The sequence below is a fragment of the Acinetobacter sp. AOR14_HL genome (assembly GCF_027855175.1).
Taxonomy (GTDB): Bacteria; Pseudomonadota; Gammaproteobacteria; order Pseudomonadales; family Moraxellaceae; genus Acinetobacter; species Acinetobacter calcoaceticus.
The window spans coordinates 322,488-345,581 of record NZ_JAKTII010000011.1; the positions used below are offsets into that span (position 1 = coordinate 322,488).

Consider the following 23,094-nt stretch of genomic DNA (forward strand, 5'->3'; position numbering starts at 1 on the left):
AACACATGACTGTATCACGTACACTTTGGCAGAATGTTCAACAATATATCTGGTTGGTGGGTGGTATCGTCTGCTTGTTTCTGGCTTTTATTTTCTGGGTAATGACTGATAGTAAGAAGCTTGTCGAAGTTGAAAAAGCAGCCGATTCAGACGCACCAGTGCAAATTCAGCCAGAAAAAGTGGCAACAACTGCTAACTTGGGGGCTTTAGCTGATGAAGTTAGGCCTCTTGATTTAACGACTCGGACGGTTGTATCTGGTCAACATGAAGCAGAGTTCCGCGGTACAAAGTTTATTAACGAAAACAAGAAACAATGGACGCTTGAGCTGTTCCGTGCATCTGACGAAGATATTATTAAAAACTTTTTAAAGAATCGTTCAGACCGAAATAAATTTATCTACTTCCGATTAAGTGGAGAAAAGCAATCTGAACAATATGTTTTGACATATGGCGTATTTAAACGTTCTGAAGATGCAATTCAGCAGTTAACACAACTGAATCTTAATTTGCCTGAATCAATTAAGCCGCAACCTCAACAATTTTCGACTTATGTGCCACTCGTCAATGATTTGGGCGCGGATGAAATGAAAGGTGGGATTAGCCAAACTTATGAAGTGCGGTTACGCCCAGCTGCCCTGCCTAAAATTGATGAGTCTTTGCTCATGGGCGCAGGTGTAAATGGGGCTATCAGTACGCAACCTAAAGTGGCTGCTCCAGCAACGAACTCTACAACTCGGACAACTATTATTCGTCGAGATGCAGAGGGGAATGTTGTAGATGTACACCAGTCTAATTCTGCTGTTGATACTGCTAAAAAGGCTCAACAAAATCGTGCAACTGAAGTTCCTCCAAAAAATGCAACAAATGAGGGCGCAAGAGGGAACTAACGGTAAGAATAATTTGCACAAATATAGTGCAATAATAAGAAATACATATACTCTTTGATCAAGTGTGGTGCATATTTGGTCATTTATTAAAATGATAACCTGAATAAAACTGATCTATTTTTAATAAATATAAACACTTAAGTTGTAAAAGCTGTATTGGCATAGTTTTTGCTTTATTCTTGTGCTTATTAATGTACTGCTAACTATTTTGGCGCTCTAAAGAGTGAAGTCTATGCAGAGTCGTGGGGTCGAACTGCTTTAAAAGAGTGCGAAATAAGTCAAAACATTTTTCTAGCAAAAACCAGTGTACGCATTTATGGAACAGCGTATATTGGCTTATCAGCCCAAAATTTTTTTTTGCGAAACATTGAGCTAACTATCGTCCGTAGGCAATATCGCAGAAATAAGTTGTTTGTTTGACGCTCGAAAGAGCCTTATTGAAAGAAGGGTACGCTATGCACATGCCATCGCCTAATACTGTAGCTCCCGCTCAAGGTTTATATCAACCTGATGAGTTTAAGGATAACTGTGGTTTTGGACTGATTGCCCATATGAAGGGTGAATCAAGTCATCATCTTGTAGAAACCGCGATTCACAGTTTAAGTTGCATGACGCACCGTGGTGGTATTGCCGCAGATGGCAAGACGGGAGATGGGTGCGGCTTATTATTGGCGATGCCAAAGCAATTTTTTCGTGATGAAGCAAAAAAACTGAGTGATATTACACTGAGCGAAGTTTTTGCTGTGGGTACGGTATTTCTAAATATTGATCCGGCATTAGCGCAACATTCTAAAAATATTTTAAATAAAGAAATAGAAGCAGAAGGCTTACGCGTACTAGCTTGGCGCGTTGTGCCTACAAATAACGATGCACTAGGTGAAATTGCACTTCAATCTTTACCTGCTTTTGAACAGGTCATTGTGAACTGTCCAATGGGTGTAACCGAAGTTGAGTTCAACCGTAAGCTATTTTTGGCGCGTCGCCGTGCGGAACAACAATTACAAAAAGATCCGTTATTCTATGTGACTACGCTTTGTTCGACAGTGATCACCTATAAAGGCTTGATGATGCCTGCTGCGATTGCTGAGTTCTATACAGACTTGGCAGACGAACGTTTAAAATCACATATCGTCGTGTTCCATCAACGTTTCTCGACCAACACTTTACCACGTTGGCCGTTGGCTCAGCCTTTCCGTTATCTTGCTCATAATGGTGAAATTAACACCATTACAGCAAACCGTAACTGGTCATTAGCACGTACTCCTAAATTTGAAAATCCATTGTTGCCGGGCTTAACTGAACTTAACCCGATGGTGAACCGTACTGGTTCAGACTCATCAAGCTTAGATAATATGCTTGAGATATTGGTCGGCGGCGGTATGGATTTATTCCGTGCATTACGTATGCTTGTACCACCAGCTTGGCAAAACGTAGAAACTTTAGATGCGGACTTACGCGCATTCTATGAGTTCAACTCTAAGCACATGGAAGCTTGGGATGGTCCTGCGGGCTTGGTAATTCAAGATGGTCGTCATGCAATCTGTATGCTTGACCGTAATGGTTTACGTCCTGCACGTTGGGTAATTACTAAAAATGATTACATTACCTTAGCATCAGAAATTGGTGTTTGGGGCTATGAACCTGAAGACGTGGTTTCTAAAGGCCGTGTAGGTCCAGGCCAAATTTTGGTAGTTGATACCTTAACAGGCAAAGTGCTTGATACTAAAGATGTAAACACTCATCTTAAAAACATGCGTCCGTACCGTGAATGGTTGCGTGATCATGCAATTCGCTTAAAGGCTAATCCTGAACTTGAAGAACAATTAGTTGATCAAGGTTTAACTGGCGATGCTTTAAAAGCAGCTCAAAAAATGTTTATGGTGACATTTGAAGAGCGTGACCAGTTATTACGTCCAATTGCTGAAAGTGGTCAGGAAGCAGTAGGTTCTATGGGTGATGATACGCCAATGGCTGTATTGTCTCGTCAAGTACGTCATGTGACTGATTATTTCCGTCAACAATTTGCACAGGTGACTAACCCTCCAATCGATCCATTACGTGAATCGATTGTAATGTCCCTTGAGACGTGTTTAGGTCGTGAGCAAAATGTATTTGAGCAAGGTCCAGAGCACGCAGATCGAATCATTATTTCGAGCCCTGTTCTGTCTAACTCAAAAATGCAGCAAATCCGTAGTATTGATCGTGCAGGCTATGAGTCTGTTGACATCAATTTGAACTATGCTGAAGAAGAAGGTTTGCAAGCTGCGATTACACGTATTTGTGAAGAAGCGGCACAAGCAGTTCGTGATGGTAAAACTTTAATTGTTTTAACTGATAAAAATATTCGCCAAGGTTTCTTGCCTGCAAATGCAGCACTTGCAACAGGTGCGGTACACCATTACCTCATTAAAACTGGTTTACGTACTGATGCTAACATCATGGTTGAAACTGGTTTTGCACGTGATCCGCACCAATTTGCGGTATTACTTGGTTTCGGTGCAACCGCAGTTTACCCATACCTAGCATATGACGTGATCAATGATTTGATTGCTAAAGGTGAGCTTTTAGGTGATCCAATCCATGCACAAGCGAACTTCCGTAAAGGGATTGAGAAAGGCCTATTAAAAGTTCTTTCAAAAATGGGTATCTCTACAGTTGCGTCGTATCGTGGCGGTCAGCTTTTTGAAGCAGTTGGTTTGTCATCTGAAGTAGTAGATCAATGTTTCTTAGGTGTTCCAAGTCGTATTCAGGGCGCAACATTTGCTGACCTTGAAAAAGATCAGAAAAAATTAGCTGCTACAGCTTGGTCAAATCGTAAACCGATAGATCAGGGTGGTTTACTTAAATTCGTATTTGATAAAGAGTACCATGCGTTCAACCCAGACGTGATTAACTCATTACATACGGCTGTTCGCTCTGGTAAGTATGAAGACTTTAAAGTATATGCTGAGTTGGTTAACAACCGTCCGGTTGCAACCATTCGTGACTTATTCAAGTTAAAAACAACGAATTCGATTCCAGTTGACCAAGTAGAGTCAGTTGCAGATATCTTGCCTCGTTTTGACTCGGCAGGTATGTCTTTAGGTGCTCTTTCTCCAGAAGCACATGAAGCAATTGCAATCGCGATGAATACGATTGGTGGTCGTTCAAACTCTGGTGAGGGTGGTGAAGATCCTGTTCGCTACGGCACAATTCGTAACTCGAAAATCAAACAGATCGCATCTGGTCGTTTTGGTGTAACACCTGCTTACTTAACTTCTGCTGAAGTATTGCAAATTAAAGTTGCTCAAGGTGCAAAACCAGGTGAAGGCGGTCAGTTACCGGGCGGTAAAGTAAATGGCTTAATTGCACGTTTACGTTACTCTGTACCGGGTGTAACGCTGATTTCACCTCCACCACATCACGATATTTATTCAATTGAAGATTTGTCTCAGTTAATTTTTGACTTGAAACAAGTTAACCCGAAAGCAATGGTGTCAGTAAAACTGGTATCTGAACCGGGTGTGGGAACAATTGCCGCTGGTGTTGCTAAGGCATATGCAGACTTCATTACTATTTCTGGTTATGACGGTGGTACAGCAGCATCTCCACTTTCATCAATTCACCATGCGGGTTCTCCATGGGAATTAGGTCTCAGTGAGGCGCATCAAGCACTTCGCGTGAATGACTTACGTGGCAAAGTACGCGTACAAACTGATGGTGGTTTAAAAACTGGTCTTGATGTGATCAAGGCAGCAATTTTAGGCGCTGAGAGTTTTGGTTTCGGTTCAACACCAATGATTGCTTTAGGTTGTAAATATTTACGTATTTGCCACTTGAACAACTGTGCAACCGGTGTTGCAACTCAACAAGACCACTTACGTCAAGAGCACTATATTGGCGAGCCAGAAATGCTCATCAATTTCTTCCACTTTATTGCGGAAGAGACTCGTGAATGGTTGGCAGCTTTAGGTGTTTCTTCATTGAAAGACTTAATTGGTCGTGTTGATTTACTTGAAGTATTACCGGGTGAAACTGAAAAACATGCTCACCTTGATTTAAGTGCATTGTTAACGTCTCATCCATCTGCTGACGGTAAAGCACAGTACTGTGAAGTACAAGGTAATGCACCATTTGATAAAGGTGTATTGGCTGAGAAAATGGTTGAGGAAATGCTTCCTGCAATTGAATCAAGTGCAGGCGGTCAGTTCAACTTCAAAGTTGTGAACTGTGACCGTTCGATCGGTGCTCGTGTGTCAGGTGAAATTGCTCGTCGCTACGGCAACTTAGGCATGGAAGTGCATCCTGTAGTCATGAACTTAACTGGTACTGCTGGTCAATCGCTTGGTGTATGGAACGCTGGTGGTTTACACATCCGTCTTGAAGGTGATGCAAACGACTATGTGGGTAAAGGTATGGCTGGTGGTCGTATCTCAATTTTCCCACCACAAGGTTCGCCTTTCCAAACACAGAACACGGCAATTATTGGTAATACCTGTTTGTATGGTGCAACTGGCGGTAAGCTTTTTGCAGCAGGTACAGCGGGTGAGCGTTTTGCAGTTCGTAACTCTGGTGCATTTGCTGTAATTGAAGGTGCTGGTGATCACTGCTGTGAATATATGACAGGTGGTGTTGTGACTGTACTTGGTAAAGTAGGCCATAACTTTGGTGCAGGCATGACTGGTGGTTTTGCTTATGTACTTGACCTTGATAATGACTTTGTAGATTACTACAACCATGAATTGATTGATTTAAATCGTATTTCAACAGAATCTATGGAAGATCATAAAGAGTTCTTGTTGCGTATTATCGATGAGCATATCAAAGAAACAGGTAGTGCTTGGGCTTATAAAATCCGCAATGAGTTCGATTTCTACAGCCGTAAATTCTGGCTTGTGAAACCAAAGGCTGCTAATTTGCAAACGCTTTTGAAAACAACACAAGCTGATCCACAATAATTCCACGACTGCAACGACATAGGCAGGTGCGGGCAACAGTGAAATCCGCGCCTACCCACGGAGAGAGACATGGCAGAACGCCTAAATAATGACTTTCAATTTCTGGATGTAGCACGCCAAGATCCAGAGAAAAAAGATATTACTGTCCGCAAAGCAGAATTTGTGGAAATTTATAAACCTTTTACATCGGAAACTGTCGCTAATCAGACCCACCGTTGTTTAGGTTGTGGTAACCCATATTGCGAATGGAAATGTCCTGTACATAACTACATTCCAAACTGGTTAAAACTCATCGCTGAAGGCCAAATTTTCCAAGCTGCTGAGCTTTGCCATCAAACCAACACATTACCTGAGGTATGTGGTCGCGTATGTCCACAAGACCGTTTATGTGAAGGTGCTTGTACCTTAAATGATGGTTTTGGTGCAGTAACTATTGGTAATGCTGAAAAATATATTAACGACACAGCCTTCGCTTTAGGCTGGCGTCCAGATATGTCAGGTGTGAAATGGACTGACAAAAAAGTTGCAATCATTGGTGCCGGTCCGGCAGGCCTAGGTTGCGCGGATATTTTAGCTCGTGGTGGTGTTAAGCCAGTTGTATTCGATAAGCGTCCTGAAATTGGTGGCTTACTTACATTCGGTATTCCAGAATTTAAAATGGAAAAAGATGTAATGAAACGCCGTCGTGAAATTTTCACAGGTATGGGCATCGAATTCCGCTTAAATACTGAAATTGGTACAGATGTCACCATTGATGAATTACTTGCAGAATATGATGCTGTATTCATGGGTATGGGAACTTATACCTACATGAAGGGTGGCTTCCCAGGTGAAGATCTTGCAGGTGTTTATGATGCACTTGATTTCTTGATCTCTAACGTGAACCGTTGCCAAGGTTGGGAAAAAGACCCAAGTGAGTACATTAGCTTAGATGGTAAAAAAGTGATTGTACTTGGTGGTGGTGATACAGCGATGGACTGTAACCGTACTTCATTACGTCAAGGCGCTCATGATGTAACGTGTGCATACCGTCGTGATGAAAGCAACATGCCAGGATCTGCACGTGAAGTAAAAAATGCCTATGAAGAAGGTGTGAAATTCTTGTTCAATCGTCAACCGATTGAAATCGTAGGCGAAAATGGCAAAGTGACAGGCGTTAAAGTGGTGACGACTCAAATGGGTGAACCAGATAGTCGTGGCCGTCGTAGCCCTGAACCAGTTCCAGGTTCTGAAGAAGTATTACCAGCTGATGCGGTTTTACTTGCATTCGGTTTCCGCCCAAGCCCAGCTGACTGGTTTGGTAACGCGAATATTAATCTTGATGGTTCAGGCCGTGTTGTGGCAGCTGAAAAGCAAGAATTCAAATTTCAGACATCGAACCCGAAAATCTTTGCTGGTGGCGATATGGTCCGTGGTTCAGACCTTGTCGTGACTGCAATTTGGGAAGGCCGCCAAGCTGCTGAAGGAATTCTAGACTACCTCGGTGTTTAATCTAAAAAACTATTTTTAAAGTTTTTAATAAAGCCTGCTTGATGCAGGCTTTATTTTTACCGCTAGTCACTTTGATATTTTTGGCAAATACAATAAGCTTTTTAGCCCTTTTTAGCCTTTTAAGCTCACGACATACTCAAAGCTTCCTTTTTCAATACAATAGGTGTTGAATATGAACATCGCAGGTATGACGGCAGAAAAATCATATTTAAATCGTCGAAAAGCTTTGGGTATTACTGTGCGTCGCCTTGAATTTAATCCTAAGGCGATCAAGCGGCACTATTTCGCGAATTCTCCTCTTATGTCTCACTTTTTAACTGCACTATCTTCAACGTTTCCTGTAGGAGAGCAGTTTTTCGTAAATAGCGTGCGCAATGTACGTGATAAGGTTTCCGATCCACAATTACAGGCTCAAATCGCCGCTTTTATTGGGCAAGAAGCAATGCATTCTAAAGCTCATGGTGAGTTTAATGAAGCTTGGCGGCGTGATGATTATAATCTGGACAGCTTTCAAAACTGGCTAAATCAGCGTGATAAATATTTAAGAACGATTCCTCCTAAACTGCAATTGGCCCTTACCTGTGCTTTTGAGCATTTTACTGCTCTACTTGGAGGATATGTTTTACAGCACCCAGAGTTATTAAAAACGTTAGATCAAGATGCACTAAAACTTTGGGTATGGCATGCGATTGAAGAAATTGAGCACCGTTCAGTGGCGTTCGATGTCTATCAGCATGTGTATGGGGATGATCGTATTCGCCGCTTACTCATGCGTAGTGTCACTACAGGATTTGCCAGTATCGCTTTTTATGGAACAACCCGCTTATTTTGGCAAGATAAATGGAATAGCTTACCTAAAATCGGAGGTAATTTATTTGGTTTATATTTGCTGGTTAAAATGCTTGTTCAGCTCATGCCCGAATATTTCGCATATTACAAAAAAGATTTCCATCCAAGTCAAAAGGATTATGGCCGTATGGTCGATTACTGGAAAAGTTCTTTAGCAGATGAATATCGAATGGCAAGTTTTCAACAAGAAAAAGACCAACTATTAAGTTAATAAATAACCGGATTGAAAAATCCGGTTTTTAAATCAATAAAATAAAAGCAACACAATAATGCCAAAATCATCATACAATCGAGGAAAGAAGTTAAAAATATAAAGAAAAACTTGAGGATAATGTGACGATGAAAACATTGAAACAACTCGCGATCGCGACGACACTTGCCAGTACCTTATTGTTTTCAGGGTGTGGCTATAACACTTTACAAGTCAAAGATGAAGCAGTAACGGCAGCTTGGTCTGAAGTTCAAAACCAATATCAACGTCGATCAGATTTAGTACCAAACCTTGTGAATGTTGTAAAAGGCTATGCTAAGCATGAAGAACAAGTATTAACCGAGGTTACACAGGCACGTTCGAATGTTGCTGGTTTGAAGGTTGATAAAGAAGTTCTAGAAGACCCAGCTTTACTTGAAAAATACCAACAGGCTCAAAGTCAATTAACAGGGGCTTTATCTCGTCTGATTGCTGTTTCTGAAAATTATCCAGATTTAAAAGCCAATACCCAATTCCAAGAGCTACAAGTTCAACTTGAAGGAACAGAAAACCGTATTGCTGTGGCTCGTAATCGTTATATTACAACAGTGCAAGACTACAACGGATATGTACGCCAGTTCCCGCAAGTAGTGACTGCAAAAGTAATTGGTATGCATCCAAAAGCCAATTTCTCTGCCGAAGCATCTGCACAGCAGGCACCAAAAGTTTCTTTTGATTAATTTTAAGAATCAAAGGAGTGCTGCATGAGAAATAATATATTGCTTCAGCTTAAGCAAATTAAGGTATTTGTTATTACCTTAATTTTGCTCTGTTGCGGTGTTCTTTTTCAGAATGCAGCATGGAGTGAGACTAATGTTGCAACTGCTACTGATGAAACTGACACCATTGTAGCGGGCAAAATTATTCAGAAGCAGCAGGCTCAAGCTTCCGCTTCTAAAAGTGAACAGTCTGCTTCTGGCGTAGCTTCCCAAGCTCAAGTCGCCAACGATATGGCAGATGGTGAATCGATTCGTGGTTTACCAACTTTAAACCAGCCTGTTATTGATCAAGCCAATATCTTAAGCGAGGCAGAGAAGCAGCAGCTCAATCAAAAAATTCTAAGTTTATATCAACAAGGCAAAGCACAAATCGGTATTGTTATCGTTCCAACTACTGGCCAAGAAGATATTTTTGATTATGCATTACGTGTAGGTGAAAAATGGCAACTTGGTTCAGCGAAGCGTGATAATGGATTGCTCATTGCAGTTGCGGTAAATGACCGCCGTATACAAATTTTAACCGGATATGGCTTAGAGGGCGTATTACCAGATATTGTCTCGAGTCGAATTATTAGAAACCAAATCACACCCTATTTTAAACAAGCCCAATATGCGCAAGGTTTAAATGCAGGTGTTGATGAAATCGGAAGAATTCTTAATCTTGATCCAGAAGTCGCTCAGCAAGCTGCTCAAGATTTAAAAGAACGACAACACCAAGCCGCAGAAGAGCAACAAGCTAAACAAACAACCCTCACAATGGCTCTATTTATTCTTGTTGCTGGAATTGTCGGGTCATTTATTGTAGGACGACCTCTTAGCGCATCTACTGCAGGTGTTGCTGCTGCGGTAGCAGGTTTTGTAAATGGCGCGGGTCTAGTGACTAGCTTACTACTTGGCTTTGGAATCTTCTTTTTACTCATTACCTCAATTGCCCAGCTTATTTTACAGGTTATTCTGAGTGGTGCAGGCGGAGGAGGGCGTGGTGGTGGCTTCGGCGGTGGAGGCGGAGGCTATGGAGGCGGTGGAGGTCGTTTTGGCGGTGGAGGTGCATCAGGCTCATGGTAACAACATCAGAAACAACACAAATTATTACTCAGCCAAAAATTGAGGAATCTGTAGAGCCAAGCCTAAAACGTTGGTTTAAACATCTATGCTATTTTCCTGCCAGTAGCCGTTATTTTTCAAAACAAGATAAGCAGACGATTGCTGATGCGGTACAACAAGCAGAACATGGACATATTGGCGAAATACAGGTTGTAATTGAAGGCCATATTCCATGTTCACAGGCCTATAGACAAAATACCCGATTGAGAGCGCAACAATTGTTTGCAGAGTTAGGAGTCTGGGACACCGCGTTAAATAGTGGAGTACTACTTTATTTAAACTTATGTGAACGTACAGTAGAAATTATATTTGACCGCGGTATTAGAAATGCGACCAATGATCAAGTCTGGCATCAGATTTGTGATTCTATCGTGCAACAACTTAAACAAAAACAATATCAGCAAGCTGTAGTGATTGGTGTTCATCAAATTGGAGAGGTAATGTCACGTTTTTATGATGAAAATATGCCAGATCAATCCAATGAATTGGGAAATGCCCCGATTATCATTAATTAAATTATTGTCTAAAATTTCTATATCTCATAGTTTTTATTTTTTAAAGGTGATTGACAAAAAATGTCACCTATTTATTTATTTTTAAAGAGAATTTGTTCACAAAAACAAATATAAAATTTGATGAGATTGGTTTACTTTTTTTGATGTGTGATGTGTTGTAGTGAAAAGATATGTGACGATTTTTGTCAGTTATTTACAGTGATTTTATATTTAGTAAATTGAAAAAATAATATAAGTTTTTGTTTTATAAATAAAATAAAAGTTGGCATGGTTGCTGCAATATAGTTGATAGCTGAAAAAGCTTATATAAAAACATACATACAATCTTTGGGGAAAAGGCTATGAATGCACAAAAAGGTTTTACTTTAATTGAACTCATGATCGTAGTTGCGATTATTGGTATTTTGGCGGCGATTGCGATTCCTGCTTATCAGGATTACACAGTTCGTTCACAAGTAACTGAAGGTCTGAATATGGCTGGTGGCGTTAAAACAGCTGTAAATGATTATTATACAGATGTAGGTGACTGGCCTGCTGATATTAAAGCCGCTGTTTGTGGTAAAAATGCATCTACAGTATGTGCTGGCGGTACTAATACTGATTATAAAGGTAATTATGTATCACAAATGGATGTAGCTGATGGTGGCATTAATATTACTTATGGAAATAAAGCAAACTCAAGTGCATTGTCAACTAAAGTGTTGTCTCTAATTCCTGGCGTTGATGCAGCAAGAAACGTAACTTGGGTTTGTGGAAATGCTGCAAAACCTACAGGTATCACTTTGGCAGCTAAGGCTACAAATGGTACAACGATTGATGCTAAATACCTTCCTGGTTCTTGCAAGAACTAATTAATTTTAAAAGTAAAAAGCTGGATTTATTCCAGCTTTTTTATTTGGATTACATATGAGTAAACGTATTAAGTTTTTTGTATTGCATATAACTTTTTCAGTTCTAATCATTAGTTCATTGCTTTGCTGTATTTTCCTTATCTGGTATCCCTTGCCTTTGACGAAAGCCACTGGGTTAGAACATATATTACTTTTATTAATTTTTATTGATGTCATTGTTGGTCCTTTTCTAGGCTTATTAGTTTATAAAGAAGGCAAAAAAACTCTAAAATTCGACTTAATAATTATTTGTATTTTGCAAATTAGTGCATTTCTGTTTGGGAGTTACCATGTATTTAAGGGAAGGCCGGTATGGGTAGTTTTTAGTGTCGATCAATTTGAATTGATACGCGATAATGAGATTGTATCTAAACTACATAAATCTTCTTTAACAGGACCAAAATTTGTTGGTATTCAATACTCTCAAGATCCTAAATTGAAGCAAAAAGAAATGTTTAAAGAATTATTTGAAGGTGTTTCTTTAACACAAGATCCTCAAAATTATAAGGAACTTACTCAAGTGAAACTACAAATAAAAAAACGTGCCCAAAACTTAAATGAACTAGAAAAATATAATTCTAAACGGCAAGTAGAAGAAATCCTAAAAAAATATCCATCAGCTGATGCTTGGGTTCCCTTAAAAGCCAATGCTGTAGATATGGTTGTGTTGATGAATAAGAGCTCTGCTCAGGTTGTTAAAATTGTAGATTTAAGACCTTGGAAGTAAGAGATAGGATGAGGGAATACAAATAGGACTTAATTCTTATCATCCTCTTCCATGTATAATTCTTTCAAGTCTTAGCCTCTAACCTTTTACTATGCAAGTATTCTTCCTATTCCTCGCTGCAATCCTGTTAGGTTTTGCATGGTTGTCTCCATTTCACTATAGCCCTTGGGTTATGTTTTCGAGTGAAGTGAGTACTTTTGGGGCTGGATTATGTGTATTAGCCGCCCTAATTCAGCAAAATATTAAAATTCCTAGAGCACAACTATTGTTGCTGCCATTTACTTTAATTCCAATAGTGCAGTGGGGGTTTGGTTTAGTTTTTGATTTGAGCACAGCTTTATTGAGTTCATTTTACTTGCTAGGTTTTTGGTTTATGGTCTTAGCTGGTTACAACCTGTCTTTAGATCAACAAAAGCGAGATCAAATCTTTTCGGGTTTTAGCTTACTCGTAATTATTGTATCCCTTGCCACTAGTTTCATTGCAATTTGTCAATGGTTGAATATCGAGTCTCATATTCCGTATGTGCTTAAGTTGCTGGGTAATCGTCCTTACGGTAATTTTGGTCAACCTAATAATATGGCGACCTTTTTAATTATTGGATTATTAGGGTGTTTATATTTATATGAAAAGAACAAAGTAACTATCTGGTTGTTATTGCCTTCAGCGCTCATTATTTTATTTACGGTTGCATTGAGTCAGTCCAGAACTTCATGGATAGTTTTTCCATTTTTACTCACCTATTGGATGATTAAGCAGTTTAGAAAGCGAAAAAGATTTGGACTTGCTCAGGGCTTTTTATGGTGCTTAACATTTTTTTTAATTGCTGGATTCATCTTACCTTATATCACTCAATTCATCGAATTTTCTACAAATACACAGATTACTGAAACGAGTACGTTTGTTGCTCGGGCAGGTTCGGGGCATGAGCGTGTAGGTATGTGGATACAAATATTGCATGCTATAGCTCAGCAACCATGGGCTGGGTATGGGTGGAGCCAAACTAGTGTTGCTGTAGTCGATAGTATTCAATATGGAACTGTACATGTATGGTTTAATAGTGCCCATAATGTACTGCTTGATTTAATTGTCTGGAATGGTATTCCATTAGCTGCTGTAATGATTGCTTACTGTGCGTGTTGGTTCCTTTGGTTAAATCAACAGGCTAAAGAAACCATCTCAATTATAGCGATTATGATGGTGTGTGCGGTGTTCATTCATGCCATGTTCGAGTTCCCGCAGCGCTATGCTTATTTCTTGCTTACCTGTGGTTTTTTGCTTGGTATTGTTCAGGCGCAGACTCCAGTACTCAAAGGAGTTGTACTTAATAAGCAACTTTTTCGCTTAATATGGATAGTTAGTTTACTGCTTATTCTTGCGATTTTACGTGATTACAATGTCTATGTTCTGAATAGTAATTTACTTTATAAGAATAAAAAGCCAAATGCAGAGTTCATGGGAAGCAGTAAAATTTTTGTTTTAACACAGTTTGAAGAGCGTTTAAAATGGATTGAACTTAATCCAGAAACTAAATTACCCGAAGCTGATTTAGTTGAGTGGGGAAATTCAGTAAAGAATAAAGCGACTCCCTATAATTTACGTAAATATGCAAAATTGCTGGCTTATAATGGAAAACTAGAGCAAGCACAGCAGCAAATATTAATTTTAAAGCATCTCTATAAGCAAAAAATAACGCTACCAGATTTATTAAAAGAAAAGTAATAAAAAAATCCCCTTGTACTCAAGGGGATTTTTTTATTAGAAATTACATCTGACTCTGGATGTAATTTTCAATGCCAACGTTGCCGATAAGGTCAATCTGAGTATCTAACCAGTCCCAATATTCTTCTTCTTTTTCTAAAATTTCTTGAACGAGATCACGAGTTACATAATCTTGTTCTGTTTCAGCGAGTGCAACTGTTTTTTGAATCGCCTCTATATTTTCTTTCACTTTACGAATGTCACAGTGTAGGACTTCTTCGGTGTGTTGGCCGATATAAAGTTTGCCTAAATGCTGAAGGTTAGGAAGGCCTTCTAAAAACAAAATACGTTCAATAATTTTGTCTGCATGCTTCATTTGACGAATTGATTCTTTATATTCGGCAGAACCGAGCTGTTCAATTCCCCAATCATTAAACATGCGTGAATGTAAAAAGTATTGATTAATTGCAGTTAAATGATGGTACAGCACTTGGTTAAGCTGATTAATGACATCACGATTGCCTTTCATTGTAGCTACTCCAAAACAATTTCTGCCTTAATCCAATTAAGGCAATCTATAAAACCATTTTAGTGAACAATCATGGATATGGCGAGTAATTTATGGAACAGCAAATGAAAATCGCAATCAAAAACAACACAATATTAGTACAGGAGAGTTTTCTGCCAAAAAAAACCGCTTGAATGAGGAACTATTAACGTTCCGCAAAAAGCGGTGGAGGAGCTAATAAATACGGTTAAATGTTTATAATTCTTTTAAGCAGCTACGGAAATACGAGCAGCGATTTCTGATAATTCTTCACTAATAATAGCACGTGCTTCTGGTGCACAGCGTCCACAGCAAGTACCGAGATCAAGCAAGTCGCGAATTTCGCGATAGCTTTCAGCGCCATTTTCAACAGCGTCTTTAATATCTTGATCGGTAATGCCACGACACAAGCAAACGTACATGGGAGTGATCCCCAAATATAAATGCGATAATTGATATTATTGATAATTATTATCGTTTGTCAATGAAATTCATTTAAAATCTCATTTTATTATTATTGGGATTTTGGATAAAAAAATACCACCTAAGCGGAAATCTGAGTGGCGTTCAGATTTTACGCAAGGGTGGTACCTAATTTAGAGCTAAATATTTTTTAATTTCGGGTGTTTAATATTTTGTATCTTATTGATTGATAATAACAATACCATCCATCTCTACTAATGCACCTTTAGGTAGACTAGCTACACCTAATGCTGCACGGGCAGGATACGGTTGAGCAAAATATTCACCCATAATTTGGTTTACAAGTTGGAAATTTGATAAATCGGTTAGGAAAATATTAAGTTTGGCAATGTCTGCAAGTGAACCACCAGCAGCTTCACAAACCGCTTTTAAATTATCAAATACACGGCGAATTTGAGCTTCGATACCTTCTACAAGTTCCATACTGTATGGGTCTAAACCAATCTGCCCTGATAGATATAGCGTATTGTCTACTAAAATAGCTTGAGAGTATGTGCCGATAGCAGCAGGGGCATTTTCAGTATGAATCACTTGGCGGGACATTTGGTTCTCCTTGATTAAATCTCTTTCCATCATAATCGATGATAGGTTTGGACAAAAGTATCATCGATTTAATTGATTAAGTGGATTTGGAAAGTTTGATTTTGTTAAAGAAACATAAACCTGACCAATAGCTTTTGTAAAGATTAGCTTACTTTTGAAACTTCCATTTGGGGATTAGCAGCATCCAAACGTTCAATACGCGGGAAACCATAATGCATACGTAAGTCACGGATGACTTTTGCAATATGTTTACGGTTGTTGACTACAATATTAACAAAAGTTCTTTGCTCATTTGAATGAACCATCTCTACCCCAGCATTATTTTTACGACATTGATAGATCAGGTCTGATACCTGTTCATCATTCATTGCCATATCTATAGCGAGGTAGGCGGTAAAACGTACATCATCTACATCATCTGCTTTCCATTGAAGCGGCATAATATTTTCAGGATGTAGATGTTGTTCATGTAGCAAGTTATGGCAGCGGATGCGATGCACAATTAACCCACGACGTGTTAAGTGCCCCTGAATTGGGTCACCCAAAACTGGATTGCAGCAATGCGCATATTTAACGTCGATACCTTCAGTACTCTGAATAAGTCGATCTGAGTTTTCTACTTGAGGGTGTTTGTCATGAGCAAATAGGTGATTAGCCACAAGTTGAGGAAGTAAGTCACCAACCGCAATTTGTTCAAACAATGTATTCTTGTTATCGATGTGACGCCACTGCAGTAAATCTAACCAGTCAGCATCAGAGAGATCACTGATCGAACGATTGAAGAGTTTTAATGCGCGAGAAAGTGCTTGCTCACCCACAAGACGCTGTTCTTCAATTTCCTGATCTTTAAGAACATGTTGCAAAGCACGACGCGCTTTTTGCGTATTAATAAAGCTTAACCAGTCTGGATTTGGTGTTGCTAAAACATCCGTAATAACTTCGATAACCTGACCGCTAATTAATGGTGTAGATAATGGTTTAATTTCACCATCCACTTTTGCACCAACTGCATGATTACCTAAAAATAAGCTTGCTGAATAAGCAAAATCAACTACGGTAGCACCTTGTGGTAACTCATGGAGTTGGCCATGTGGTGTGTAAACCCAAATTTTTTCTTGATGTAAGTAATCTAATAAATCATTGAAGGTTGTTTTTGCACATTCTCCATCGATAAGCGTATTCAAGTTTTGCATAGAGGCCTGAATGGCTGAGCGACAAGTTTGAGGTGCATTTTCACCTAATACCACACCAAAACGGGCAGCTTTACGCATAAGCTCGGTTTGAATGGTAAGAGATAATGTGGTTTTTTCACCTTTAAGTTTAATCAATAAAGATTGATTGCCACCTGGTAATGGACGACGGATATGGTCCTGATATTGAATGACTTGAAAATTTTCTCTTAAGGCATCAACTAAGCGGTCACAGTCGGCAATTGTTTGTAAAACAATTTCAAAAGCATGGCTATGGGTAAGTTCTTGTAGATCCATCTCATTTTTAACGAAATGGCGTAATAATTCGATATTGTTATTTTTCTTTTTAATGCGGCCTTGAATATGATAGTTGTGGAGAAGTTCAGCGAGGTTTTGTTCCCAGATACTTTGATACTTACATCGCTCTGGTTTGGTTTGACGTAGTGCATTTTGCACGTTATCAAACATATCAAGATCAAGATTCTGATAACAAAGATTTTCTAGATTATCGCCCATTTCATTCATGCCGACTAATCTTGCCATTGGCACAAAGATATCAAGAGTTTCTTGAGCAATACGGGCCCGTTTATCTGGACGTAAAGCACCTAGAGTTGTCATATTATGATAGCGATCGGCTAATTTAATAATAATGACACGTGGGTCCTGTAGGGTCGCTTGCAAGATTTTTCGGAATGAGGCGGCCTTGTTATATTCTTTATCACTTGATTGGCTAAGTTTGGTTACACCGTCAACCAGCTCAGCAACTGTCAGACCGAACTTTTCAGTAATATCTTCTTTTGTATATTGAGTGTCTTCAATAACATCATGCAAAAGTGCTGCCATTAAAGTTTCAGCATCTAAACGCATGTTCGCAAGAATACAGCTGACAGCAATTGGATGCAGAATGTAGGGTTCACCACTTTTACGTGTAATGCCAGTATGCGCTAGATCGGCAAAATCACAGGCAGCAAGCACTTTCTCGACCTCACTTACCGATAAGTAAGGGTCGATAATCAATTTAAGCTGTTGCTTGGCTTGGCTGACCTCTTCGCCTGGCATAAATCACCCTTTTTCCTAATGCTGAGAAACTAAATCTATCTACTTCTTAATGAAAAGCATATTGCGGAACTTGTCAATTTTTTCATTTGAAAAAGTGTATTTTTTTTTCAATGAAAATAATTGCTTTTTTCAATATTTTTAAATTCAAGACAAAGCCAAATAAAAAACCACCGCAGAAAAACGATGGTTTTTTTATGAAACAGAATTAATTAGAAAGAAAAACCTTCTAAATTCAAGCTGTTTGTAGAAAGAGCAAGATCAAGACTAGAAGTTTGATAATCTTGTTCACGTTGTTTAAGAATTTCTTTCGTAACGTGTCCTGCCGCGATTTCGCGCAAAGAAACTACAGTCGGTTTGTCGTTATCCCATTCTACAGTTGGCTCCATGCCTTGACGTGCCAATTGACGAGCACGTTTACTTGCAACGAGCACAAGCTCAAAACGGTTGTCTACATGATCTAAACAATCTTCAACGGTGACGCGTGCCATAAAAGTTCTCGTTTTGGAATGGTGAATTTGAACAGACTAAACAGTATAAAAGGCTTTCGATCCAGACTCAAGTTATTCCTGTTTTGGTTGAGGAGTAATCAAGTCTTGAATTAATGTTTGATGACGTTTTGCTTGCTGAGATAACACTAAACGATTTGCTGTAATCACAGCTTCAAGCTCATGTAAGGCTTTATTAAAATCATCATTAATAATGATGTAATCAAAGTTCGTATAATGTTGCATATCTTCAACTGCACAGCTTAAACGATGTTCAATGACGTCAACTGAGTCAGTACCGCGATTAGATAAACGCTGACGTAAGTCGAACTGTGTTGGCGGTAAAATAAATATTTGCTTGGATTCAGGAAAAAGTTTGCGTACTTGCTCTGCACCTTGCCAATCAATTTCAAGTAGAACATCGTGCCCTTGAGCTAACTGTTGTTTTACAGTTGCTTGAGAAGTGCCATAGTAATTACCAAATACTTCAGCGTATTCGATAAAGCCTTCATGGTTTACTTGGTCTAGAAAGTCATCTTTTGTAGTGAAGTGATAGTGAACACCATCTAACTCACCAGGACGTTGACCTCGGGTAGTATGCGAGACTGAAACATGTAAATTGCTTACACGGTCAAGCAGGGCTTTCACCAAAGATGTTTTGCCTGTTCCTGATGCAGCAGAAACGACAAACAATAGACCCGACATGATATTTTTCCTGATATGATAAAATATCTTCGCTATTGTAGTGTACCGTGCGTTTAAACTGAATAGTTTTAATTGCAAATATTCAAGAGAAATTCCCCTGTTTTATTAATTTTGAGGCTGTTATGGAAATTGTGTTAGCTAATCCGCGTGGTTTTTGTGCCGGTGTTGATCGAGCCATAGCAATCGTCAATCGGGCTTTAGAATGTTTTAATCCTCCTATTTATGTACGTCATGAAGTTGTACACAATAAATTTGTGGTAGATGACTTACGTCAAAGAGGGGCCGTTTTTGTTGATGAACTAGATCAGGTTCCGGATGACTCAATTGTAATTTTTAGTGCTCACGGTGTTTCAAAAGCTGTTCAGCAAGAAGCGGAGCGCCGAGGTTTAAAAGTTTTTGATGCAACTTGTCCTTTGGTTACCAAAGTTCATATTGAAGTGACTAAATATGCACGTGAAGGTACTGAAGCAATTTTAATTGGTCATGAAGGACACCCTGAAGTTGAAGGGACAATGGGTCAATATGACAAATTGAAAGGTGGTGACATTTATCTGGTTGAAGATGAAGCTGATGTTGCAGCGCTTGCAGTAAGACATCCTGAAAAACTTGCATTTGTAACTCAAACAACTTTATCTATTGATGATACTGCTAAAGTTATTGATGCTTTGCGTGCAAAATTTCCTCATATTCAAGGGCCACGTAAAGACGATATTTGCTACGCAACTCAAAACAGACAAGATGCTGTACGTGATTTGGCCGAACAGTGTGATGTGGTATTGGTCGTAGGTTCACCTAATTCATCAAATTCAAATCGTTTACGCGAGCTTGCAGAGCGTATGGGCAAAGCAGCTTACCTTGTAGATAATGCTGATCAGTTAGAACAGTCATGGTTCAATAATACTTGCAAAATTGGTGTGACAGCGGGTGCTTCAGCGCCGGAAATTCTGATTAAGCAAGTGATTCAACGTTTACAAGACTGGGGCGCGCAAGCACCTAAAGAATTAGATGGACGTGAAGAGAACATAACCTTTAGCCTTCCTAAAGAATTACGCATTCACGTGACTCAAGCATAAAGTGTGACTTATTTAACATACTGATTTTAAAATAGTAAAACAGATAATTGTTGATATGACAGTTATCTGTTTTTTTATACCCTTTATCTGCTTTGTATTTTTTTTGTAAATATAAAAAGTAAAATTTAAATAATAAATAAAAATTTTTAAGTTTATTTGGGGTTTCTTGGGATGAGGGGAATTATTCCGCAAGACGGGTTCACCTTGGTTGAGCTCATGGTGACGATTGCGGTAATGGCTATTATTACGATGATGGCTGCGCCACTATTTGGGGATATGTTGGTTAAACAAAACTTGAATAAGAGTACGGAAGATCTGATTTCAAATATCAATCAGGCACGCATGAAAGCTGTATTAGAGCGTAGACAAATAAAAGTGCAATTAAATTCTACTTATACCGCAGATACTGACAATCAAATCAATTGGATGCCAAGTGGAAAAGCTAAATTAAGGACGGGATCTGATACTTCCATAATATTTTTGATGTCCGGTTTAGTAAAAGATGCTACTGGAGATACTACATTTGAAATTTGTAATAAAGCAGATGGGGAAAAATCAAAAATTATTAGTATTTCTAAAATGGGAATAATTCAGTCAACCACAGAAGGATCATGTTCATGAAAAATATTGAACACCAACGTGGTATGGGGATGATTGAAATTTTAGTTGCTTTGCTGATTTTAGCAATTGGTATTTTGGGCTTTATTGCTTTGCAATACAGGGCACTAGAAGCAAGTGCAGAAAGCACATCACGTGTACAAGCAATTACATTAGCGCGCGATATAGCTGAACGGATTAGGGTTAATCGTAACTCTTTAGCCGTGTATAACCAGCAACTTCAGGATGCTAGTAAACAAAAAGACTTTGTTAAAAATTGCTTTCAAGACAATTGTAGCGATACAGATTTAGCTGATTTCGATGTTGCACAGGTTGTTAAAAGCGCGTCGTCCTTTGGTATGACTATGAATATGGTTGCTTGTCCAAAAACTAACAATCGTCAATGTATTTATATTGCATGGGGCGATACGAGTGCAACGAATGGTACCAGTACGGGAGATTGTACCCAGGATACTTCATATAGCGATAATTCAACATGTGTGATTATGGAGACCTATTAAAATGATAAAAAATCAGGGTTTTACATTAATTGAACTCATACTTTCTTTAGCCTTGGGACTTATAATTAGTGCAGCCGCAATACTATTATTTCTAACAAGCCAAAAAAGTTTATCTATGCAACTCGGTGTTTCTGATGTGCAGGATAATGCTAATTTTGGTCTTAATTATTTAACTCAAGATATTCGTCTTGCCAACTTAAATAATCCCAAAGCAGTTATTAATGACCAAACTGCTTATGGTGGTGTTGTTTTAACCTCTGCAATTAATTCAGCTAAAGATGCGGCTAATGAACCTCTTAGCAATCTTTATAAAACTATTGTTGGTGTAACTGCTAATACTAATTTACTTTCACGCAGTAACGGAGATGGTGTCGGTAGCGGTAATGCTTGGACTGGCGCATCAAACGTCCAAAGTAATGGAAGTGATATTGCTAGTGACCAACTTGTTATTCAATATGTACCGCAATATATAGTTGATACAAAAGGTACGGCAACTCAAGATGATGATGAATATAAAGGTGGTCTAGATTGTGAAGGAAATAATCTGAATTTTCCCCTTGCTAATGGTCGTCAAGTTGTTGTTCAGCGTTATTTTTTACGTAAAGACGCTAAAAATAATAGTGATGAGCCTAATCAACCTTTAGCACTCGCTTGTGATGCTGGCTATTATCCATTAACGGGTAATCCAACTGCTATAACTCGTTATGGGGATGCAGGCGAAATCGTAATGAAACGTGTGGATTATTTTCGGGTTTTACTTAATGTTCAAGGGGGAGCTGGACGACGTTATATTTCAATACATGATTATTTGAATTTAACAGCTCCTCGCCCACGTATTGTTTCGGTACAAATTGGCTTATTAACTCGTTCATTGCAACCTGTGGGTGCAGAAGTAGCGATTAAAGATGATCAAAAATTTTCAGTATTGGATCAAACTATTACAGTCAAAAAGCCTGATAATTCGACAAAAAAATATGTGCGGCAAGTGATATCACAAACCATTGCTTTGCGTAATGTAATCGGGGAGCGTGGTGAATGAAACTGAAGCAGGGTGGCTCAGCTTTAGTTGTTGTACTAATTTTTTTAGTCGCAATTATGATTATTGGCACAATAGCAATTCGTAAGGGTTTGATTAATTTAAATATAGCGACTAATGGCCAAGTGCAGCAATTGATATTGCAAAATTCGGATGCTTCTTTTTTTCAGATAGAGAATTCAACTAACCTGATTCAGAGTTTAAGTGCGACAGGTCTCTTCGGTTATATCAGCAATGCAAATGACAAAAATAAAGAATTAGTCTTTTGTTATCGCGGAGATCAAAGTGACTTTTTTAATATTGGACGTGCCAGCTTAATGCAGTGGGTAGATGGAAATAGTGCACCTACTAATAATGCTTTAGGTACAGATGGATATTGTGATGCAGTTGATACAACCAATAACTGGTTTACAAGTGGTCGTAAGGCAGTCATGACTCAGGTCGCAGTTAAATTTTCGACTGTTGGGGAGGATGACCCATTTTATGCTCGAACTCGTGGTCTTGATGAAAAAGAAGGACAAGTCCAAGAGGCTAAACGAGTCAAGGTCTTTGCTGTGTCATTAATGCCAAGTTTAAGTAGTGTTAATCGTAGTGATATTAACAAGTGTCTACAACAACACATGAGTGAAGTTACGCTCCCAGATGGAACGGCAGCGCCTGATGTTACTAATAAATCAGACTTAGATAATCCTTTAAAGTCAGTAGCAGAGTGCTTAACCAGCTTAAATGTCCCATTTACTACGAATGTGACTGAATACACTATTGCACAAGATTTTAATTAATTGGG

Annotated in this window: 21 protein-coding genes and 2 pseudogenes; 15 read left to right on the forward strand and 8 right to left on the reverse strand. The window is 38.9% G+C overall.

All coding sequences use genetic code 11. The annotated features are described in order from the left end of the window. Window positions 1-5: 5 nt before the first annotated feature. The 10 genes from MKL38_RS11720 to MKL38_RS11765 all read left to right on the forward strand — a co-directional run bounded on the left by MKL38_RS11720 (window position 6) and on the right by MKL38_RS11765 (window position 14,089). Complete coding sequence (locus tag MKL38_RS11720) at window positions 6-887, forward strand: hypothetical protein (protein WP_270903345.1); 882 nt, start codon at window positions 6-8, stop codon at window positions 885-887. Between the two features lie 461 nt (window positions 888-1,348). Next, window positions 1,349-5,824 (forward strand): glutamate synthase large subunit, encoded by a 4,476-nt coding sequence (gltB, locus tag MKL38_RS11725; protein ID WP_171058514.1) that lies wholly within the window; start codon window positions 1,349-1,351, stop codon window positions 5,822-5,824. Window positions 5,825-5,893: 69 nt separating this feature from the next. Further along, window positions 5,894-7,315, forward strand: a complete 1,422-nt coding sequence (locus tag MKL38_RS11730; protein ID WP_056482450.1) for an FAD-dependent oxidoreductase — start codon at window positions 5,894-5,896, stop codon at window positions 7,313-7,315. A 172-nt stretch (window positions 7,316-7,487) separates the two neighbouring features. Continuing rightward, window positions 7,488-8,375 (forward strand): metal-dependent hydrolase, encoded by an 888-nt coding sequence (locus MKL38_RS11735; protein WP_005044026.1) that lies wholly within the window; start codon window positions 7,488-7,490, stop codon window positions 8,373-8,375. A gap of 128 nt (window positions 8,376-8,503) precedes the next feature. Beyond that, window positions 8,504-9,094, forward strand: a complete 591-nt coding sequence (locus tag MKL38_RS11740) for a LemA family protein (protein ID WP_270903346.1) — start codon at window positions 8,504-8,506, stop codon at window positions 9,092-9,094. A 24-nt stretch (window positions 9,095-9,118) separates the two neighbouring features. Further along, window positions 9,119-10,198: a TPM domain-containing protein gene (locus tag MKL38_RS11745; RefSeq protein ID WP_270903347.1), complete on the forward strand. Its 1,080-nt coding sequence runs from the start codon at window positions 9,119-9,121 to the stop codon at window positions 10,196-10,198. After that, window positions 10,192-10,752, forward strand: a complete 561-nt coding sequence (locus MKL38_RS11750; protein ID WP_270903348.1) for a TPM domain-containing protein — start codon at window positions 10,192-10,194, stop codon at window positions 10,750-10,752. The genes MKL38_RS11745 and MKL38_RS11750 overlap by 7 nt, the downstream gene beginning before the upstream one ends. Window positions 10,753-11,093: 341 nt before the next feature. Continuing rightward, window positions 11,094-11,603: a pilin gene (locus MKL38_RS11755; protein ID WP_270903349.1), complete on the forward strand. Its 510-nt coding sequence runs from the start codon at window positions 11,094-11,096 to the stop codon at window positions 11,601-11,603. A 55-nt stretch (window positions 11,604-11,658) separates the two neighbouring features. Next, the gene (gene tfpZ, locus MKL38_RS11760) at window positions 11,659-12,369 is read left to right on the forward strand and encodes a TfpX/TfpZ family type IV pilin accessory protein (RefSeq protein WP_270903350.1); all 711 of its coding nucleotides are present in this window, start codon (window positions 11,659-11,661) and stop codon (window positions 12,367-12,369) included. Between the two features lie 91 nt (window positions 12,370-12,460). Beyond that, complete coding sequence (locus tag MKL38_RS11765) at window positions 12,461-14,089, forward strand: PglL family O-oligosaccharyltransferase (protein WP_270903351.1); 1,629 nt, start codon at window positions 12,461-12,463, stop codon at window positions 14,087-14,089. A 43-nt stretch (window positions 14,090-14,132) separates the two neighbouring features. Here MKL38_RS11765 and bfr read toward each other — a convergent pair whose 3' ends face one another. From bfr to gmk, 7 genes and pseudogenes are all read right to left on the reverse strand, one after another. Beyond that, window positions 14,133-14,597 (reverse strand): heteropolymeric bacterioferritin subunit Bfr, encoded by a 465-nt coding sequence (gene bfr, locus MKL38_RS11770; protein WP_003653790.1) that lies wholly within the window; start codon window positions 14,595-14,597, stop codon window positions 14,133-14,135. A 245-nt stretch (window positions 14,598-14,842) separates the two neighbouring features. Next, window positions 14,843-15,037 carry a bacterioferritin-associated ferredoxin gene (locus MKL38_RS11775; protein WP_004639703.1) on the reverse strand — a complete coding sequence of 65 codons (195 nt, stop codon included), beginning with the start codon at window positions 15,035-15,037 and terminating at the stop codon, window positions 14,843-14,845. 220 nt (window positions 15,038-15,257) lie between these two features. Continuing rightward, window positions 15,258-15,641: a RidA family protein gene (locus MKL38_RS11780; protein ID WP_002116996.1), complete on the reverse strand. Its 384-nt coding sequence runs from the start codon at window positions 15,639-15,641 to the stop codon at window positions 15,258-15,260. Between the two features lie 143 nt (window positions 15,642-15,784). Further along, a complete protein-coding gene (locus tag MKL38_RS11785) occupies window positions 15,785-17,890 on the reverse strand; it encodes a RelA/SpoT family protein (RefSeq protein ID WP_005038306.1) in 2,106 nt (701 codons plus the stop codon). A 39-nt stretch (window positions 17,891-17,929) separates the two neighbouring features. Further along, window positions 17,930-18,019 (reverse strand): annotated as a pseudogene (locus MKL38_RS11790) (hypothetical protein); the annotation flags it as partial. A gap of 80 nt (window positions 18,020-18,099) precedes the next feature. Next, complete coding sequence (gene rpoZ, locus MKL38_RS11795) at window positions 18,100-18,378, reverse strand: DNA-directed RNA polymerase subunit omega (RefSeq protein ID WP_002116990.1); 279 nt, start codon at window positions 18,376-18,378, stop codon at window positions 18,100-18,102. Between the two features lie 72 nt (window positions 18,379-18,450). Continuing rightward, entirely contained in the window at window positions 18,451-19,080 is a 630-nt protein-coding gene (gene gmk, locus MKL38_RS11800; protein WP_003653783.1) for a guanylate kinase, read from the reverse strand. 122 nt (window positions 19,081-19,202) lie between these two features. On the opposite strand from gmk, the gene ispH reads away from it, so the two are divergent. After that, entirely contained in the window at window positions 19,203-20,153 is a 951-nt protein-coding gene (gene ispH / locus MKL38_RS11805) for a 4-hydroxy-3-methylbut-2-enyl diphosphate reductase (RefSeq protein ID WP_151745006.1), read from the forward strand. Here the strand turns inward: ispH and MKL38_RS11810 are convergent. Next, window positions 20,119-20,419: pseudogene (locus MKL38_RS11810) on the reverse strand (hypothetical protein); the annotation flags it as partial. The gene ispH and the pseudogene MKL38_RS11810 overlap by 35 nt on opposite strands. On the opposite strand from MKL38_RS11810, the gene MKL38_RS11815 reads away from it, so the two are divergent. The 4 genes from MKL38_RS11815 to MKL38_RS11830 are packed head-to-tail and all read left to right on the forward strand — an operon-like array spanning window position 20,325 to window position 23,089. Further along, window positions 20,325-20,774 carry a pilus assembly FimT family protein gene (locus MKL38_RS11815; RefSeq protein ID WP_151745007.1) on the forward strand — a complete coding sequence of 150 codons (450 nt, stop codon included), beginning with the start codon at window positions 20,325-20,327 and terminating at the stop codon, window positions 20,772-20,774. The pseudogene MKL38_RS11810 and the gene MKL38_RS11815 overlap by 95 nt on opposite strands. Next, a complete protein-coding gene (pilV, locus tag MKL38_RS11820) occupies window positions 20,771-21,271 on the forward strand; it encodes a type IV pilus modification protein PilV (protein ID WP_270903352.1) in 501 nt (166 codons plus the stop codon). Before MKL38_RS11815 ends, pilV begins: the two co-directional genes overlap by 4 nt. 1 nt (window position 21,272) lies before the next feature. Continuing rightward, on the forward strand, window positions 21,273-22,310 hold the full coding sequence (locus tag MKL38_RS11825) for a PilW family protein (RefSeq protein WP_151745009.1): 1,038 nt from the start codon (window positions 21,273-21,275) through the stop codon (window positions 22,308-22,310). Next, window positions 22,307-23,089, forward strand: a complete 783-nt coding sequence (locus MKL38_RS11830) for a pilus assembly PilX family protein (RefSeq protein WP_270903353.1) — start codon at window positions 22,307-22,309, stop codon at window positions 23,087-23,089. The genes MKL38_RS11825 and MKL38_RS11830 overlap by 4 nt, the downstream gene beginning before the upstream one ends. The last annotated feature ends 5 nt before the right edge of the window (window positions 23,090-23,094 follow it).

Excerpts from the sequence above, each read along its gene's own strand:
- bfr (WP_003653790.1), bottom strand. The coding sequence starts at position 14,597 with ATGAAAGGCAATCGTGATGTCATTAATCAGCTTAACCAAGTGCTGTAC.
- rpoZ (WP_002116990.1), bottom strand. The coding sequence starts at position 18,378 with ATGGCACGCGTCACCGTTGAAGATTGTTTAGATCATGTAGACAACCGT.
- ispH (WP_151745006.1), top strand. The coding sequence starts at position 19,203 with ATGGAAATTGTGTTAGCTAATCCGCGTGGTTTTTGTGCCGGTGTTGAT.
- MKL38_RS11740 (WP_270903346.1), top strand. The coding sequence starts at position 8,504 with ATGAAAACATTGAAACAACTCGCGATCGCGACGACACTTGCCAGTACC.
- MKL38_RS11785 (WP_005038306.1), bottom strand. The coding sequence starts at position 17,890 with ATGCCAGGCGAAGAGGTCAGCCAAGCCAAGCAACAGCTTAAATTGATT.
- gltB (WP_171058514.1), top strand. The coding sequence starts at position 1,349 with ATGCCATCGCCTAATACTGTAGCTCCCGCTCAAGGTTTATATCAACCT.
- MKL38_RS11720 (WP_270903345.1), top strand. The coding sequence starts at position 6 with ATGACTGTATCACGTACACTTTGGCAGAATGTTCAACAATATATCTGG.
- pilV (WP_270903352.1), top strand. The coding sequence starts at position 20,771 with ATGAAAAATATTGAACACCAACGTGGTATGGGGATGATTGAAATTTTA.
- MKL38_RS11730 (WP_056482450.1), top strand. The coding sequence starts at position 5,894 with ATGGCAGAACGCCTAAATAATGACTTTCAATTTCTGGATGTAGCACGC.
- MKL38_RS11780 (WP_002116996.1), bottom strand. The coding sequence starts at position 15,641 with ATGTCCCGCCAAGTGATTCATACTGAAAATGCCCCTGCTGCTATCGGC.
- MKL38_RS11750 (WP_270903348.1), top strand. The coding sequence starts at position 10,192 with ATGGTAACAACATCAGAAACAACACAAATTATTACTCAGCCAAAAATT.
- MKL38_RS11775 (WP_004639703.1), bottom strand. The coding sequence starts at position 15,037 with ATGTACGTTTGCTTGTGTCGTGGCATTACCGATCAAGATATTAAAGAC.
- tfpZ (WP_270903350.1), top strand. The coding sequence starts at position 11,659 with ATGAGTAAACGTATTAAGTTTTTTGTATTGCATATAACTTTTTCAGTT.
- MKL38_RS11765 (WP_270903351.1), top strand. The coding sequence starts at position 12,461 with ATGCAAGTATTCTTCCTATTCCTCGCTGCAATCCTGTTAGGTTTTGCA.
- MKL38_RS11825 (WP_151745009.1), top strand. The coding sequence starts at position 21,273 with ATGATAAAAAATCAGGGTTTTACATTAATTGAACTCATACTTTCTTTA.
- MKL38_RS11745 (WP_270903347.1), top strand. The coding sequence starts at position 9,119 with ATGAGAAATAATATATTGCTTCAGCTTAAGCAAATTAAGGTATTTGTT.
- MKL38_RS11755 (WP_270903349.1), top strand. The coding sequence starts at position 11,094 with ATGAATGCACAAAAAGGTTTTACTTTAATTGAACTCATGATCGTAGTT.
- gmk (WP_003653783.1), bottom strand. The coding sequence starts at position 19,080 with ATGTCGGGTCTATTGTTTGTCGTTTCTGCTGCATCAGGAACAGGCAAA.
- MKL38_RS11735 (WP_005044026.1), top strand. The coding sequence starts at position 7,488 with ATGAACATCGCAGGTATGACGGCAGAAAAATCATATTTAAATCGTCGA.
- MKL38_RS11815 (WP_151745007.1), top strand. The coding sequence starts at position 20,325 with ATGAGGGGAATTATTCCGCAAGACGGGTTCACCTTGGTTGAGCTCATG.
- MKL38_RS11830 (WP_270903353.1), top strand. The coding sequence starts at position 22,307 with ATGAAACTGAAGCAGGGTGGCTCAGCTTTAGTTGTTGTACTAATTTTT.